General features: G+C 45.7%; 13 protein-coding genes and 4 tRNA genes. All 17 read right to left on the bottom strand.

The annotated features are described in order from the left end of the window. Positions 1-154: 154 nt before the first annotated feature. Positions 155-231, bottom strand: a tRNA-Asp gene (locus GXP22_03145). Positions 232-237: 6 nt separating this feature from the next. Then, positions 238-313: transfer RNA gene (locus GXP22_03140), tRNA-Val, on the bottom strand. A gap of 11 nt (positions 314-324) precedes the next feature. After that, the gene (locus GXP22_03135; protein NOX08478.1) at positions 325-597 is read right to left on the bottom strand and encodes an HU family DNA-binding protein; all 273 of its coding nucleotides are present in this window, start codon (positions 595-597) and stop codon (positions 325-327) included. Between the two features lie 88 nt (positions 598-685). After that, positions 686-3,112 carry an endopeptidase La gene (lon, locus tag GXP22_03130; protein NOX08477.1) on the bottom strand — a complete coding sequence of 809 codons (2,427 nt, stop codon included), beginning with the start codon at positions 3,110-3,112 and terminating at the stop codon, positions 686-688. Positions 3,113-3,304: 192 nt separating this feature from the next. Next, on the bottom strand, positions 3,305-4,579 hold the full coding sequence (gene clpX, locus GXP22_03125; protein NOX08476.1) for an ATP-dependent Clp protease ATP-binding subunit ClpX: 1,275 nt from the start codon (positions 4,577-4,579) through the stop codon (positions 3,305-3,307). A gap of 13 nt (positions 4,580-4,592) precedes the next feature. Next, positions 4,593-5,228 (bottom strand): ATP-dependent Clp endopeptidase proteolytic subunit ClpP, encoded by a 636-nt coding sequence (clpP, locus tag GXP22_03120; protein NOX08475.1) that lies wholly within the window; start codon positions 5,226-5,228, stop codon positions 4,593-4,595. A 22-nt stretch (positions 5,229-5,250) separates the two neighbouring features. Beyond that, on the bottom strand, positions 5,251-6,555 hold the full coding sequence (locus tag GXP22_03115) for a trigger factor (GenBank protein ID NOX08474.1): 1,305 nt from the start codon (positions 6,553-6,555) through the stop codon (positions 5,251-5,253). A 45-nt stretch (positions 6,556-6,600) separates the two neighbouring features. Continuing rightward, positions 6,601-6,685, bottom strand: a tRNA-Leu gene (locus GXP22_03110). Between the two features lie 644 nt (positions 6,686-7,329). Further along, on the bottom strand, positions 7,330-7,998 hold the full coding sequence (locus tag GXP22_03105; GenBank protein ID NOX08473.1) for a hypothetical protein: 669 nt from the start codon (positions 7,996-7,998) through the stop codon (positions 7,330-7,332). A gap of 131 nt (positions 7,999-8,129) precedes the next feature. Beyond that, positions 8,130-8,205 (bottom strand) — tRNA-Lys (locus GXP22_03100). An 84-nt stretch (positions 8,206-8,289) separates the two neighbouring features. Continuing rightward, a complete protein-coding gene (locus GXP22_03095) occupies positions 8,290-9,381 on the bottom strand; it encodes a 5-(carboxyamino)imidazole ribonucleotide synthase (protein ID NOX08472.1) in 1,092 nt (363 codons plus the stop codon). After that, entirely contained in the window at positions 9,378-9,869 is a 492-nt protein-coding gene (purE, locus tag GXP22_03090) for a 5-(carboxyamino)imidazole ribonucleotide mutase (GenBank protein ID NOX08471.1), read from the bottom strand. Before purE ends, GXP22_03095 begins: the two co-directional genes overlap by 4 nt. Positions 9,870-10,034: 165 nt before the next feature. After that, complete coding sequence (locus GXP22_03085) at positions 10,035-11,234, bottom strand: DegT/DnrJ/EryC1/StrS family aminotransferase (GenBank protein NOX08470.1); 1,200 nt, start codon at positions 11,232-11,234, stop codon at positions 10,035-10,037. Continuing rightward, positions 11,231-12,160, bottom strand: coding sequence for an NAD-dependent epimerase/dehydratase family protein (locus GXP22_03080; protein NOX08469.1), 930 nt, complete (start codon positions 12,158-12,160; stop codon positions 11,231-11,233). Before GXP22_03080 ends, GXP22_03085 begins: the two co-directional genes overlap by 4 nt. A gap of 7 nt (positions 12,161-12,167) precedes the next feature. After that, the gene (gene gmd, locus GXP22_03075; protein ID NOX08468.1) at positions 12,168-13,244 is read right to left on the bottom strand and encodes a GDP-mannose 4,6-dehydratase; all 1,077 of its coding nucleotides are present in this window, start codon (positions 13,242-13,244) and stop codon (positions 12,168-12,170) included. 79 nt (positions 13,245-13,323) lie between these two features. Next, a complete protein-coding gene (gene recQ / locus GXP22_03070) occupies positions 13,324-15,129 on the bottom strand; it encodes a DNA helicase RecQ (GenBank protein NOX08467.1) in 1,806 nt (601 codons plus the stop codon). A 172-nt stretch (positions 15,130-15,301) separates the two neighbouring features. Continuing rightward, positions 15,302-16,627: an ATP-dependent RNA helicase RhlE gene (gene rhlE, locus GXP22_03065; protein ID NOX08466.1), complete on the bottom strand. Its 1,326-nt coding sequence runs from the start codon at positions 16,625-16,627 to the stop codon at positions 15,302-15,304. Positions 16,628-16,725 lie beyond the last annotated feature (98 nt).

Genomic DNA, 16,725 nt, shown 5'->3' with positions numbered 1-16,725 from the left:
AAATACGCGCTCACGTCAATGAAGCACTCTATTCTACATCTCTACAACAAATTTTGGAATTATATAATGAATGGATCTGATTGATCCGTGCCGGGTCCATAACAATAAGAATAAGAAAAAGGGTATCATCTCTGATACCCCCTCCTCGTCTATATGGCGGAGTGGACGGGACTCGAACCCGCGACCCCCGGCGTGACAGGCCGGTATTCTAACCAGCTGAACTACCACTCCAGATCTTGGTGGGTGCTGAGGGGATCGAACCCCCGACCCACGCCTTGTAAGGGCGTTGCTCTCCCAGCTGAGCTAAGCACCCAAGAAAGTCGGCTAGTTTACAGCATCTTTTAATGCTTTACCAGCCTTAAATGCAGGCGCTTTTGATGCCTTAATCTGCATCTCTTCACCCGTACGTGGGTTACGTCCTTTACGTGCTGCTCTTTGACGAACCTCAAAGGTTCCAAAGCCAATTAAGGTTACTGAATCACCTGCTTTCAGTGCACCGGTAATACTTGCTAATACAGCATCAACTGCACTTGCAGCACCCGTCTTGGACATATCTGCTGCAGCCGCTACGGCATCGATTAACTCTGATTTATTCATAATTCCCCCTTATTATTCGCCAATCATTCTACTACAAAAAACTTCTTTATCCTATAAAAAATAGACTTATTTATATCTTATAGCCACATCAATGTGCACGCACCGTTCCCGTCTTTCCTTTCACCGTCTTTTTCCTGGTACGCGTCTTCGTTTCAGCCGAACTACCCGCATTTGGAACAGGGCGGGTCAACAAGGCATATTCCAGGACTTCATCAATCCAGCGCACCGGATGAATAGTAATATTCTTTTTCACATTCTCAGGGATATCAACCAAATCCTTTTCATTCTCTATCGGGATCAATACGGTAGTAATACCACCACGATGTGCTGCCAGTAATTTCTCCTTCAGACCACCAATAGGCAGCACCTCACCACGCAGAGTAATCTCCCCTGTCATCGCAACATTGGCGCGTACAGGTATACTGGTCAGCGCTGAAACCAGAGCCGTACACATACCCACACCAGCACTGGGGCCATCCTTGGGTGTTGCTCCTTCCGGTACATGCACATGAATATCATATTTCTGATAAAAATCAGGATCAATACCCAAGCTATCAGCACGACTACGCACGACTGTTGTTGCTGCCTGAATGGATTCCTGCATCACATCGCCCAATTGGCCGGTATGAATCAGTCGCCCCTTACCCGGAACAATCGTCGACTCAATGCTCAATAATTCACCACCTACTTCTGTCCATGCCAGACCTGTTACCTGCCCAACCTGATCCTTTTCCTCAGCCATACCATAACGGAAACGCTTCACACCCAGGTATTTTTCAATATTCTTATGAGTAACACTCAGCTTGCTCTTCTTGCTACCTAGCACTAACTCCTTAACCACCTTACGACAAATCTTGGCAATCTCACGCTCAAGGTTTCTCACCCCGGCCTCACGCGTATAATATCGAACAATATCCCGCAGGGCCGATTCAGATATCGAGATTTCGGCATCCTTAAGGCCATTGGCCTTAATCTGTTTTGCCAGCAAATAACGCTGGGCAATGTGAATCTTTTCATCCTCGGTATAACCAGGAATACGAATAACTTCCATTCTATCCAGCAATGGCCCTGGAATATTAAGGCTATTGGCAGTTGCCACAAACATGATATCAGACAGATCAAAATCGACTTCCAGGTAATGATCACTAAAGGCATGATTCTGCTCAGGATCCAACACTTCTAATAATGCAGAAGAGGGATCACCACGGAAATCCATTGCCATCTTGTCGATCTCATCTAACAGGAACAAAGGATTCCGCGTGCCGACCTTAGATAGATTCTGTAACAGTTTTCCAGGCAATGAACCAATGTAGGTACGACGATGACCACGAATCTCGGCCTCATCACGCACACCACCCAAAGACATACGCACAAACTTACGATTTGTGGCACGAGCAATCGACTGCCCCAATGAGGTCTTACCCACACCCGGTGGCCCCACCAGACACAGAATCGGCCCCTTTAACTTACGCACCCGTTTCTGCACAGCAAGATACTCAAGGATACGTTCCTTTACCTTTTCCAGACCATAATGATCCGCTTCCAGCACATCCTCGGCACGACTCAGATCATGACGAATCTTGCTCCGTTTCTTCCACGGCACACTAACCAGCCAGTCAATATAATTCCTAACCACCGTTGCCTCAGCCGACATCGGCGACATCTGTTTTAGCTTATTAAGTTCGGATAATGCCTTTTTATTGGCCTCTTTTGACATGCCAGCATTGTCAATTTTCTGTTGCAGCTCTTCCACTTCATTGGGCATATCTTCCATCTCACCCAATTCTTTCTGAATAGCCTTCATCTGTTCATTCAGATAATATTCGCGCTGACTCTTCTCCATCTGTTGCTTAACGCGAGTACGAATCTTTTTCTCAATCTGCAATACATCAATTTCACCCTCTATCATAACCATCAGGTGTTCAAGACGTTGTGCTGTGGATTCAATCTCCAGAACCTTCTGCTTCTCATCAACCTTTAAGGCCATATGTGCCGCAATGGTATCCGCCAGACGACTGGCATCCTCTATACCGGCGAGTGAACTCAAAATCTCGGGAGGAACCTTTTTATTCAACTTCACATATTGATCGAACAAGGTGAGCAATGCCCGCATTGAGATATCCACTTCCCGATCATTCTCAACATCATCAACCTGAAGCTTTTCAACCTCGGCGGAAAAGAAATCATCCACCTGAACAAAATCAACAATCTTTGCACGCGCCACACCCTCAACCAGCACCTTAACGGTGCCATCAGGAAGTTTCAGTAATTGCAAGATACTGGCCAATGTGCCAATGGTGTGAATATCGGTAGAAGAAGGATCATCAATCTCCGCACTCTTTTGCGCCACCAGCATGATTTTTTTATCATCCTGCATCGCATTCTCAAGCGCATGAATTGATTTTTCTCGACCAACAAATAACGGGATGACCATATGCGGATAAACAACCACATCTCGCAAAGGCAATACAGGGGTTATCTGACTAACCGTTGCCGTTTGAATATCCTGGCTCATTCACATTTCCTCTAAATAATAATTAATGGTAGATACCGGAATGGTAGCTCCACTTATTTAAGTATATAGGGTCAACATACAACAGATTCAACACCGAATACCACAAGGTATTATAAAAAAAATACATTATGCAATGGAATCAAAGGGATCCGGGATCGAAAAACTTCAACCCCGAATATTAATAAAGAAGCATTATTCAGAAGTAAGCCTTTTTTCTTCTGAAGAAAAGATAATATAAGGACTGGACTTACCATCAATTGCCGATTCATCAACCACCACCTTCTGAACATTATCCATTGATGGTATATCATACATCGTATCTAACAGAGCATGCTCCAGGATCGTACGCAAACCACGAGCACCTGTTTTACGCGTCATTGATTTGCGCGCAACCGCACGCAAGGCCTCTTCACGAAACTCAATCTCACAATTTTCCATCTCAAACAGTTTTTGATATTGTTTGGTAATGGCATTTTTAGGTTCCGTCAGGATACGAATCAAGGCATCCTCATCCAGTTCTTCCAACGTAGCAATAACCGGCAAACGACCGATAAACTCAGGAATCAAACCATATTTAACCAGGTCTTCTGATTGGACATCATATAATATCTCACCAACATTACCGGATTCATCTTTGCTTCTAACCTCAGCCGAAAAACCAATACCACCCTTCTCGGAACGGTTACGAATGACTTTTTCCAACCCGGCAAAGGCACCGCCCACAATAAATAAAATATTACTGGTATCAACCTGTAAAAATTCCTGTTGCGGGTGTTTACGCCCACCCTGTGGTGGAACAGAGGCAACCGTGCCTTCAATCAACTTCAATAATGCCTGCTGTACACCTTCACCGGAGACATCGCGAGTAATTGAAGGGTTGTCTGACTTACGCGAGATCTTGTCAATCTCATCAATATAGACAATACCCGTCTGTGCCTTCTCCACATCATAATCACACTTTTGCAGCAATTTCTGAATGATGTTTTCAACATCTTCTCCCACATAACCCGCCTCGGTCAGCGTGGTGGCATCAGCAATGGTAAAAGGCACATTCAGTAGTCGCGCCAGGGTCTCTGCAAGCAGTGTTTTTCCGGTACCGGTTGGACCAATTAACAGGATATTACTCTTGGACAATTCAACATCATTATTACTATCATAATGCCCTCCAAGACGCTTGTAGTGATTATATACAGCAACAGACAACACCTTTTTTGCCCGCGTTTGCCCAATCACATATTCATCAAGAATGGCATTAATTTCCTTAGGTGTCAGTAAGGTCTCATCTGTCTCCGCATTCTTTTCCTTCATCTCTTCAATAATGATGTCGTTACACAATTCAACACATTCATCACAAACAAAAACCGAAGGACCTGCGATTAACTTACGCACCTCATGTTGGCTTTTTCCGCAAAAGGAACAATACAACAACTTGCCATCATCACCTTTATCGTCGCGATCATCACCCATGATAAAACCTCATTTATTCACCTGAATCCACTGTTCTTTGACTAAGCACATCATCAATCAAACCGTACTCTTTGGCTTCATCTGCACTCATAAAGTTATCACGTTCTGTATCGTTCTGGATTGTTTCCAAATCCTGCCCGCTATGACGCGATAAAATACTATTCAAACGCTCTCTGATCAGTAAAATCTCACGCGCATGAATATCAATATCTGTTGCCTGCCCCTGATAACCCCCCAAAGGCTGATGAATCATCACCCGTGAATGCGGTAAACAATAACGCTTATCAGCAGCACCACCGGCCAGCAATAATGCTCCCATACTGGCCGCCTGACCAATACACATTGTCGCTACATCCGCCTTGATAAACTGCATAGTGTCATATATCGCCAAACCCGCACTGACTGAACCACCCGGTGAATTAATATACAGATGAATATCCTTATCCGGGTTTTCAGACTCCAGAAATAATAACTGCGCCACGACAACATTGGCCATATAGTCTTCAACAGGCCCTACCAAAAAAATAATGCGTTCTTTTAATAAACGGGAATAGATATCATAGGAACGTTCACCCCTTGCAGTTTGTTCAACCACCATAGGAATGAGATTCAATGCTTCTACATCCAGCCCACCTTGCTTTCCACCCATTACTGTCATCACTGATGATTCCTTAAAGATTTGTCTGCTGAGTTTCCATTAATTCCTGGAAATTCATTTTCTTTTCTTCAACCTGTAGCTGGCCCAATAGCCACTCTACCACCATTTCTTCCATTACAACGCCCTGAATACCCTGTAAAAGCTCAGGTGTATCCATATAATGTTGAACAACAGACGCAGGATCCTCATAGCTGGCAGCCATTTTTTCAATGGTCTGGCGCATACGATCCTGATCGGGCTGAATCGAATGCTGTTTCATAATCTCACCAATAATCAAACCCAACGAAACCCGACGATACGCACTTTTTTCAAACACAGCACGTAAAGCATCCTTATCCTGAGATTGAGTCGCCACCTTACTGGCAGACTCCTCCAGCATACGGGCGACTTCCTCTTCAAGTAATGCCGATGGAACCTCAATTGGGTTCTTTTCCATCAATATCTCAAACACTCGGTTTTTAATAATTGACTGCGCATTCTGATCCATCTCACGCTGCATATTGTCACGTACCTCGGTACGCAATGCCTCGACACCACCTTCACTAATACCCATGCCGGCAACAAAGTCATCATCCAGATCTGGCAGCTTGGGTTCAGCAACCACATTGACCTTAACGGCAAATTGTACCGCCTTACCCGCCAGCTCAGTGGCTTGATAATCATCAGGAAACTTAAGATCCAGGGTCTTTTCTTCACCCACTGAAACGCCTTCCATACCATCCTCAAAGCCCGAGATAAACTGACCAGAGCCCAGTTCCAATTGATAATCTTTGGCGGAACCACCGGCAAAACTTTCACCATCGATGCTACCATCAAAATCAAAGGTCAACTGATCACCCTTTTGTGCGGCACGATCAACAGGTGACCACTCAACACGCTGTTTACGCAACTTATCCAGCACATCATCCACATCACTATCACTAATCGCAGTAACCGGTGTCTCGATACTGGTATCGGTTAGATCGGTCAGGGTGATATCGGGATACACTTCAAAGGTTGCCCGGTATTCAATATCTTCACCCGCCGCATTTTTCTGCATTTCCAGAGAAGGTGCCCCCGCAGGTTTTAGATTTTCCTGTGTTAACGCCTCTTGAAAGGTGGCATACATCGTGTCATTCAGGATTTCACCGCGCACCTGTTTGGTAAAACGGCGTTGAATCACCTTAAAAGGCACCTTACCCGGACGAAAACCATCAAGACGAATCGTACCCACCATAGACTTCAACCGACTATCTACTTCAGTATCAATCCGTTCTGCGGGTAACTGAATGGTCATACGGCGACCTAATTCGCCCACTGACTCTACGGAGACTTGCATAAAACCACCTCTAAATACTCAAAAAATTCAACAACATAAAAAAATTGGTGCGAAGGGAGAGACTCGAACTCTCACGGGTTCCCCCACTGGTACCTAAAACCAGCGTGTCTACCAATTCCACCACCCTCGCAAAACATCAATAGCATAACCACAGATACGCACATTGTAACGTGATTATGCTATTGAATAAAGATTAATATACATTAACCAGACAAGATAAAAACCATAAAGCATAGTCACGTTATCTACTTGAATATTATATAGATAGGTGTATCTTTAACGTAGAAACAGCCTATTCATAACATGCACATAACTATAATGAGAAGCTTAAAATGAGAAACCGGATAAAAATAAAGGCGCACACATGACAAAATTCACGCGTCAATTCTATACGTTTTTTTAAGCGAACCACTATTGCCACTGTTATTGCTGACTGCCTGGGGTTGCCAGTGCAAGCGGTGGGAAGAATAATGTCGAACTATTTATAGCGCCGGGCAACAATCGCACATTAGCTGGCATTTCTGCACTATTACCACTGAATCAAGATGCGAACTCCATGACCTATTTTGATGGTTATTTTATTAAAGCTATACCCAGATTATTCAGGGTATTGGGACTCAGCCTTTCCGAGATCACCCGAGAGCTGATATGACAACCCCTCAGGCAGATAATATTGAATGTCTTTTTTCATTATAGTAAACAACTCATCCATTAAAACAGGATGTTAGCACAAAGTGTTCCTGTCACTGATCCACAAAAAACCGATTTAGCGAACTATGTGGTCGCTTTTCTGGAGGCAAGGCGACCATCAGGGTAGACATACCTGTAAAATGCGTTCAAACATAAACGCGTAGCTTCTATCTGCATTGTAAACCGCCCTCCGGTTAAATCGATTTTATGAATCGAACTGGAGTTAAATGCAATAAGACGATTGTATTTCATCTCAAAATACTGAACCATTTCCCATTCTTCAGTGCTTTCTACAAGCGGTTCTGTCAATGTCTTTTTCATTAAGCCTGCTAAAGAATGACTATTTTCCTGCAATACATATATCTTATCGGAGGGAATATGCCGATAAATCCGTGTGCCACCTGCACAATTTTCAGGCAGCACCAGATACGCAAAAGAAGAAACATGACCGATATCCACATGCGGTGTAAAAACCGGGATTTTATCAACACCGACGCAATTAAAATAAGGTCCTTTAAATACCTCAAGCTTGACTTCTGATGGATTCAAACCAAAAAAATTACAGATGTTTTCACCGATATGCTTATGGATCATACCGGCAAGTTCAACCGCATAATCTGGCAACCTCTCATTCAGATCAACAGGGTGTATTTCATAACCGATCGGGTTTCTTATGTTGCGAGGCGAATGCAGGGAACTCTTCGCGTATTCACGCAAAGCATCCGGATCAAGAAAGGCATCATCGATTATCATACAATCTACACCATGAACATCCTCAATAGTAATTTTTGGATTCGGGTTTAATATCAAGGCTAAACTCCTGATTTTATTGATGTTATCGAATAAGAATAGAGGAATGCAAACGTATAAGCTATTGATTTATATGGTGGGCCGTGAAGGACTTGAACCTTCGACCAAGTGATTAAGAGTCACCTGCTCTACCAACTGAGCTAACGGCCCGTATAAGGGATATTCAGCATTGCTACCGAGAAGTGCATTGTACGCAGATTTTAATAACAAGAAAAGGGGTCAATACCCTTTAATTCAGGATAAATCGATACCCTTCATCCGAGCCAATGCGATTAAACCTGCCTGTAACACGGATTCATCAGCCGAATGCAGCGTAACATGCCCAAGCTTGCGCCCGGATCGTTCCTCTTTATCATATAGATGCAGATGCGAACCGGATAGACTCAACACCTCGCCACTATCAGGCAATTCACCAATAATGTTAATCATTATCGATGGATCAAGTGCAGCCGTCGATCCCAAGGGCAGATCCAGAATCGCCCGGATATGGTTCTCAAACTGACTGGTTTGGGCACCCTCAATGGTCCAGTGCCCTGAATTATGTACCCTGGGTGCCATCTCGTTGATTAATAATTCATCACCGATCTGGAAAAACTCTATCGCCAGCACCCCGACATAATCAAGGTGCGTCAACAAACGTTCCGCATAGAACTCTGCTTTTTCCTGCATCGAATCATTAATCAGAGCCCTTGATTGCCGCAGAATACCCTCTTTATGCTGATTCTCGCTCAAGGGATAAAAGGCCAGCTCACCCGAGACACTGCGAACGGCAATAATTGATACCTCACGATCAAAGGGAACAAAGGCCTCAACAATTGCTTTAGCACCCGCCATCGACTCCCATGCGGCAGGAATCTGTGAGGCATCCCGTATTAACTGTTGCCCTTTGCCATCATAACCCTCAGTACGGGTCTTGATAATTGCCGGTAGACCAATACGTTCAATAGCCTGTTGCAGGTCAGCCAGCGTATCCAGGGTTACAAAGGCAGCGGTACCAATTCCAAGTTTATTGAACAGGGTCTTTTCCCGATAACGATCACGCGCCGTTGCCAATGCCCCGGGAGGGGGATAAACAGGCAAGGTATCACTCAGGTAGTCAACCGATTCAGGCGGCACATTCTCGAATTCATAAGTTACCAGATCCACTTGCTGTGCCAGCTCTGCCAGTGCATTCCTGTCATCAAAACGAGCATGGAGGTGTTCAGCCACTGTTGCTGCACCCGGGTCATCTCCTGGACAAAGCACAACAAAGCGCTGTCCTAATGGAATACCCGCCAGTGCCAGCATACGCGCAAGCTGACCACCGCCTAATATACCAATTCTCATGCAGCCGCCGGATCCGGGTTATTCAATACCGCTTCTGTCTGTTGCGTACGATAGTGTTCAAGGGACTTACGGATTTCTGGATAATGATTGGCTAACATGGCTGCTGCCAGCAATGCCGCATTCACTGCACCCGCCTTACCGATTGCCATCGTTCCAACTGGAATACCGGCAGGCATCTGTACGATAGAAAGCAGAGAATCCATACCCTTCAATGCCTTCGATTGCACCGGCACACCCAGTACCGGCAATATCGTCTTGGCAGCGGCCATGCCTGGTAGATGCGCCGCACCACCGGCACCGGCAATAATCACTTCGATACCCCGACCAGCAGCCTGTTCGGCATATTGAAATAATTTATCCGGGGTACGATGCGCAGAAACCACTTCGGTTTCATAGGTTACACCCAGCTGATCCAGGGTCATGCTTGCATTTTTCATGGTATCCCAGTCAGAACTGGAACCCATAATAATACCAACTAAAGGCTGCATTTTCTTCTCCATACGAGGGAGTCTCTGATTAATAATCCGATATTATATATCATTACCGCTATTACGTTAACTCCTTGCCATTCCCGCTGACTTGTCATTCCCGCGCAGGCGGGAATCCATAAAACCATGGTGCGTGGTACGCACCCTACCTGCCATCAAACCACCCTACTGCAATCGTTTGTAATTCGGTGAGGCAATCATCTCTGCCAATACATCAGCCGCATCCTGCATGGAATAATGATGATTCCCGATCATTATTCCGCTTCGATCAATATAATCCGCATGATGCAATGCCCCATGAATCTCAAAATCAAAATATTTTTCTACCACTTCATTGTTAGCAAAATTACCAGAAACAATGGGGCGGCACTCAAACCCTTGTTGATTCAACAAAGGTAACAGGTCTTCACGTTGCATGGCAGAATCAGGGTGAATCACCAGGCTAAAACCAAACCAACTACTGGATCCCGTCTCCTGCTGTAACATAAGCCCTGAATCATGTGTTAATGCTGATTGCATCAAACGAGCGTTTTTTCTACGTTGCTCAACCATAAAAGGCAATTTTTTCAATTGTTCAAGACCTAATGCCCCCGACATCTCTAATGGTCGAACATTATAACCGGGTAATACAAAGTGAAAGGACTCCTTAAAAGGGTCATCGCTCTTTTCACCGCAAACATGATTATGCTTTGGCAAGTTACGCGTCCAGCCATGCGCACGCAAGGACAACAAAACATGATATAACTCTTCATCATCCGTATTAATCATCCCACCTTCCATGGTTGAGATATGATGCGAAAAAAAGCTGCTAAAACTGCCCATGACACCAAAGCCACCCGTCTTTCTACCCTTGATTTCAGCACCCATTGATTCACAATTATCCTCAATAAGGATAATATCCCGCCCCTCAATCAATTGATTAACGCGCTTGAAGTCATTGGGATTACCCAATAGATTGACAGCAAATAACAGCCGAGTTTTATCAGAGATCGCAGCACTCAGTTGATCCAGATCATAGTTCAATGTCTGCATATCAATATCGACAAATTTAATCTTTAGCCCATACTGATGCAATGGGTAATAGGTCGTACTCCATGAAACAGCAGGCACAATCACCTCATCTCCGGGCTTGATCCTCAAAGCAGGGTTATTGGTATAGCGCAAGGCAGCAATCATAAGAAGATTGGCTGATGATCCCGAGTTCACCATGACACAATATTTCGAACCAATATAGTCGGCAAAACCTTTTTCAAAATCAGCAACACTGTTCCCCATTGAGAATCGTCCGGTATCAATGACCCGCTGTAATGCTGCGTATTCATCATTATCCCAACTTGATGTCGCCAATGGAAAGCGGAAACTCATGATTGATAGACCGTGTAATACTCATACGTTTTTTTCACACCGTTATACAAATCCACCCTCGGTCTCCAGCCGATATCTGTTTGCCGTATCACTGATAATAACTTCTGTCGCATACCCACCGGTCGATCCATATTATGCTTAAAGTTACCCTCATAGCCGACAATAGCAGCCACCTTTTCATAATACTGATTAATCGTGTAGTCCTCACCCATACCAATATTAATCAGATCAGGGCAATCCTCATAATGATCAAGCATATAAAAAACCGCATCAGCCAGATCACCGGCATACATAAATTCACGACGAGCCTCACCATCGCCCCATATCTCAACCGTATTACATGAAGCTATTATTGCCTGATGAAGTTTATGAATAATAGAAGGAATCAAATGGGAATGTTGCGGGTCAAACTTATCATAGCAACCATAGATATTACACGGGACAAGAGTCTTGTATTGATAAGCGCTATCCTGCTGATTGATATACTGACAAAGTCTGGCTGTCATAATTTTTGCTAGCGCATAGCCCTCATTGGTTGGTTCCAGTGAGCCGCTCAAAATCATATCCTCGCTCAGGGGGTTAATCGCATCGCGTGGATACATGCATGAACTCCCCAGATTTAACAGCCGCTTCACACCGGCATGATACCCTGCCAACACAATATTCCTGCCCAAATCCATATTGGTCACCAGAAAATCTACTGGTGCAGCAATATTCGCCTGAATCCCTCCGACTCGACCTGCCGCATGGATAATCACATCCGGAGCTACTGACTGAACATACTCAAGCGTAGCATCCGCATCAGTTAAATTGAGCTCTGAACTACTCGGTGCAAGTATATCCCAGCTATTATCTTTATTGTATTCGATCAGGTTGCGGCCAACCATGCCACTGCCACCCGTTAATAAAAGGAGTCCTTTTTTCATCTCACGTCTAACGTGCGTTATTGACATGAGTGGGTAATTCCAGCTCAGCCTCACGCAGATCCGATGCCACCATCTCTTTGACTAACTCAGCAAATGTAATTACTGGCTGCCAACCCAATTTATCCCGCGCCTTGCTTGCATCTCCCAGCAAGGTCTCCACCTCAGTGGGACGGAAATAACGCTCATCAATGGCAACCGCACAATGATCCTTACCATCTTTTATGACATAGCCCTTTTCATCCACACCGGTTCCTTCCCAACGAATTGCCATATCAAGCTCGGTAGCAGCCTGATTAACAAAATCACGCACCGAATACTGTACGCCACTGGCAATCACAAAATCCTCCGGCTTATCTTGCTGCAACATCAACCACTGCATCTCGACATAATCTCTGGCATGACCCCAGTCCCGCTTTGCCTCCATATTGCCGAGATACAGGCAGTCTTGCAGACCCAGTTTTATTCGGGCAAGCGCCATAGTGATCTTGCGTGTAACAAAGGTTTCTCCGCGTATCGGTGACTCATGGTTAAACAAGATACCATTACAGGCATAAATCCCGTAGGCCTCACGATAATTAATAGTAATCCAGTAGGCATATAGCTTGGCAACCGCGTAGGGGCTACGTGGATAAAAAGGTGTATTTTCTGTTTGGGGTGTTTCCTGAATCTTGCCGAACAACTCCGAGGTTGAAGCCTGGTAATAACGCGTCTTTTTTTCCAGACCCAGGCTTCGTATAACCTCAAGGATACGTAAGGCACCCAGGGCATCAGAATTAGCGGTATATTCCGGCTCCTCAAAAGAGACTGCCACATGACTCTGCGCAGCAAGATTATAGATTTCATCCGGCTGCACTTTCTGAATAATGTGCATCAGACTACTGGAATCGGTCATATCACCATGATGCAAATAAAAAGGAATACCGTCTTCATGAGGGTCATGAAAAAGGTGATCGATTCTACCTGTATTAAAGGAGGATGATCGGCGTTTAACACCATGAACCTCATAGCCCTTATCCAGCAAAAACTCAGCCAAATAGGCGCCATCCTGCCCAGTTACACCCGTAATCAACGCTTTTTTCATTATTTCATCCAAAGATTAATTAACCTATCACGATTCTAAACGATCTTTAGCAAGCGAGCTATTATTTTACTAAAACCTGTGCTTAACTTTCACTGTACTCAACAATCATATTCAGAAAGGCGTCACCATATTTCTCCAGCTTATGCTGACCAACACCGGATACCGCTAACAGTTCATATTCATTCTGTGGTTTATCCTGTGCCATCTGTATCAGGCTGGCATCAGCAAACACCACATAGGGTGGCACGCCTTGATCATCTGCCAGTTGTTTACGTAACACCCGCAACTGCTCAAAAAGGTTTTCATCATAAGGGCCATAGGCGGTATGTTTTTTCGCCTTCTTACTACGCGTCTTTTCCTTAATGCGTGGCCGCGCCAGTTCCAGTGCGATCTCACCACGCAACAGAGGACGTGCTGAGGGTGTTAATTTAAGCACCGAATAATTGGCAATATCCTGTATCAGATAACCCCGGTGGATCAACTGACGCAGAATGCTGCCCCACTCATCATCGTTCATTTCGGTGCCAATACCATAGGTCGAGACCTGATCATGGCCAAAGCGACGGATGCGTTCATTATTCGCCCCACGCAATACATCAATAACATGCTTGATACCAAAACGCTGCTGTATACGATAGACACAGGACAACGCCTTACGCGCAAGCTCGGTGGCATCAAAACGCTGCGGGGGATCAAGGCAGACATCACAATTACCACAGTCTTGATCCATGACCTGGGCAAAATAATTCAACAGTACACGTCGGCGGCAGGTCAATGATTCTGAAAAACCCACCATCGCATTTAACTTGTGAATCTCAATCCGTTGCTGATCCGGGTTTTGATTGTTATCCAACAAACGACGCGCCATAACAACATCCTGAGCCCCGTATAAAAGAAGTGCCTCAGAATCCACCCCATCACGCCCGGCACGTCCTGTTTCCTGATAATACCCCTCAATATTTTTGGGCATATCATAATGCACCACAAAGCGTACATTCGATTTATCAATTCCCATACCAAAGGCCACGGTGGCAACAACAATCTGTAATTCATCTTTGATGAAGTCCTCCTGCACCTGCTGACGATGTGCGGTTGGCATGCCCGCATGATAGGGCTCTGCCGAGAGCCCCTGTATCTGTAACTTCCCGGCAATCTCCTCCACCCGTTTACGACTCAAGGCATAAATAATCCCCGATTGATCTCGACGATTAGCCAAAAAACGAATCAACTGATCAAAGGGTTTGGATTTCTCCAGAACGGTATAACGAATATTAGGTCGATCAAAACTCGATACATAACAAGGTGCCGACCCCAATTGCAAGCGAGAGATAATATCCTGGCGGGTCTGTGCATCAGCGGTCGCTGTCAGGGCGATCAGAGGAATCTGCGGAAAAAGCTCACGTAAGCGACCCAGGCGCACATATTCCGGGCGAAAATCATGTCCCCATTGTGACACACAATGCGCTTCATCAATCGCAAACAGGGCAATCTCGATCTCTTCCAGTCGTGCCAGGAAGCTATCGCCCAGCAGACGTTCAGGCGCAATATACAAAAGATCCAGCTCCCCGGCATGGAATTGCGCCAACACCCGACGCGATACCTCTGCCGACAGACTGGAATTATAATAGGCGGCAGCAACACCATTCGCCTGCAGGCTATCAACCTGATCCTTCATCAAGGCAATCAGTGGTGAAACTACAATCGCCACACCAGAACGATGCAGTGCCGGGATCTGAAAACAGAGTGACTTACCACCACCGGTTGGCATCAATACAAAGGCTGATTGAGCTTCAATCAGTCCTTCAATAATGGTCTGCTGTTGTGGCCGAAAAGAGGAATAACCAAAGACCCGTTGCAGAGTATCCAATGGTGTCTCGTTATTGCTCATTTCAACTTCCGTGTCATCATGCAGGGCACAGCAAGAGATATGAAGCACCCGCCTTTAACAGAGACACGCCGTGAATACATCCCTGTAGGCTCCATGCCCGCGTCCATGCGGGCAAGGGTCTCTGCTAAAGACAGGTACTTCACACCTTGAACCATAAGAGCATGGCCCTGATTTAACTTGCGCGCCGATTACCACGATTCGATGAAGAATTCCCGGAACCCGCTGGTTTCCTATGCGGCTTACCCGAGGCATTGGAATTACGTCCACCTGAACGTGCACGATTATGCCCACCATTACCCCCTGAACGTCCCTTGCCACCGCGCGAGTTACGTCCATTCTGGATCGGCTGTGGCTTGATTGATGGATCAGGTTCAAAACCATCCACCACCACCTTCGGCAACTCACGATTCATCAGACGTTCGATATCGCGCAACAGTTTATTCTCATCCACGCAGACCAGTGACATCGCCTCACCCTCACGACCCGCACGACCGGTACGACCGATACGATGAATATAGTCCTCCGGTACATTCGGCAACTCAAAATTCACCACATGCGGCAGTTGATCGATATCCAGCCCACGCGCAGCAATATCAGTCGCCACCAGAATACGCACAGTACCATCCTTGAATTGAGCCAGTGCTCGCGTGCGCGCACCCTGACTCTTGTTACCATGAATCGCTGCAGCTGTCAGGCCATCTTTTCCAAGCTGTTCCGCCAAACGATTAGCACCATGTTTAGTACGCGTAAACACCAATACCTGACGCCAGTTCTGCGACCCGATCAGGAAGGATAATAATTCACGTTTACGTTCACGATCAACCGGATGTACCATCTGCTCAACACTCTCTGATGCCGTATTACGGCGAGCCACTTCAATCAGTGCAGGTGAATCCAGCAGTTTGTCTGCCAAGCGTTTCATATCCTCCGAGAAGGTGGCTGAGAACAATAGATTCTGTCGATTCGAAGGTAATAGAGCCAGCACCTTTTTAATATCGTGAATAAAGCCCATATCCAACATACGATCCGCTTCATCCAGCACCAGGATATCAACCTTGGAAAGATCAACCGTACGCTGACTGGCATGGTCCAGTAGACGACCTGGTGTTGCCACCAGGATATCGACACCATGACGCAGCTTTGCAATCTGCGGGTTAATTTTGACACCACCAAAGATGACCATTGACTTTAATGGTAAGTGTTTACCATAAGTCGCCACACTTTCACCCACCTGAGCGGCCAGCTCACGTGTGGGTGTAAGGATCAACGCACGTACAGCACGATGCCCATTACCTTGTGCCTGTTGACTTAAAAGATGCAGTAATGGCAGCGTAAAACCGGCGGTCTTACCGGTGCCGGTTTGCGCGCCACCCAGAAGGTCACGTCCCGAAAGAATAATCGGAATCGCCTGTTTTTGAATCGGGGTGGGTTCACTATAGCCTTGTTCAGACACAGCACGGATTAATTCGGCCGACAGACCGAGGGAATCAAATGACATTTAAGAATGCTCCAGAACCAACCTGCACAAGGCCTTTGCCTACGTTCGATCCAGGGTGGATAGTTATTTTGCGGGGTGTACCGGGAAGGGTTTATACC

The organism is Gammaproteobacteria bacterium (genome assembly GCA_013151035.1).
GTDB lineage: Bacteria > Pseudomonadota > Gammaproteobacteria > JAADJB01 > JAADJB01 > JAADJB01.
The sequence above is the reverse complement of the archived record's forward strand: the minus strand, read 5'-3'. Positions and strand labels throughout refer to the sequence as shown.

Excerpts from the sequence above, each read along its gene's own strand:
- GXP22_03135 (NOX08478.1), bottom strand. The coding sequence starts at position 597 with ATGAATAAATCAGAGTTAATCGATGCCGTAGCGGCTGCAGCAGATATG.
- lon (NOX08477.1), bottom strand. The coding sequence starts at position 3,112 with ATGAGCCAGGATATTCAAACGGCAACGGTTAGTCAGATAACCCCTGTA.
- clpX (NOX08476.1), bottom strand. The coding sequence starts at position 4,579 with ATGGGTGATGATCGCGACGATAAAGGTGATGATGGCAAGTTGTTGTAT.
- clpP (NOX08475.1), bottom strand. The coding sequence starts at position 5,228 with ATGGGTGGAAAGCAAGGTGGGCTGGATGTAGAAGCATTGAATCTCATT.
- GXP22_03115 (NOX08474.1), bottom strand. The coding sequence starts at position 6,555 with ATGCAAGTCTCCGTAGAGTCAGTGGGCGAATTAGGTCGCCGTATGACC.
- GXP22_03105 (NOX08473.1), bottom strand. The coding sequence starts at position 7,998 with ATGATAATCGATGATGCCTTTCTTGATCCGGATGCTTTGCGTGAATAC.
- GXP22_03095 (NOX08472.1), bottom strand. The coding sequence starts at position 9,381 with ATGAGAATTGGTATATTAGGCGGTGGTCAGCTTGCGCGTATGCTGGCA.
- purE (NOX08471.1), bottom strand. The coding sequence starts at position 9,869 with ATGCAGCCTTTAGTTGGTATTATTATGGGTTCCAGTTCTGACTGGGAT.
- GXP22_03085 (NOX08470.1), bottom strand. The coding sequence starts at position 11,234 with ATGAGTTTCCGCTTTCCATTGGCGACATCAAGTTGGGATAATGATGAA.
- GXP22_03080 (NOX08469.1), bottom strand. The coding sequence starts at position 12,160 with ATGAAAAAAGGACTCCTTTTATTAACGGGTGGCAGTGGCATGGTTGGC.
- recQ (NOX08467.1), bottom strand. The coding sequence starts at position 15,129 with ATGAGCAATAACGAGACACCATTGGATACTCTGCAACGGGTCTTTGGT.
- rhlE (NOX08466.1), bottom strand. The coding sequence starts at position 16,627 with ATGTCATTTGATTCCCTCGGTCTGTCGGCCGAATTAATCCGTGCTGTG.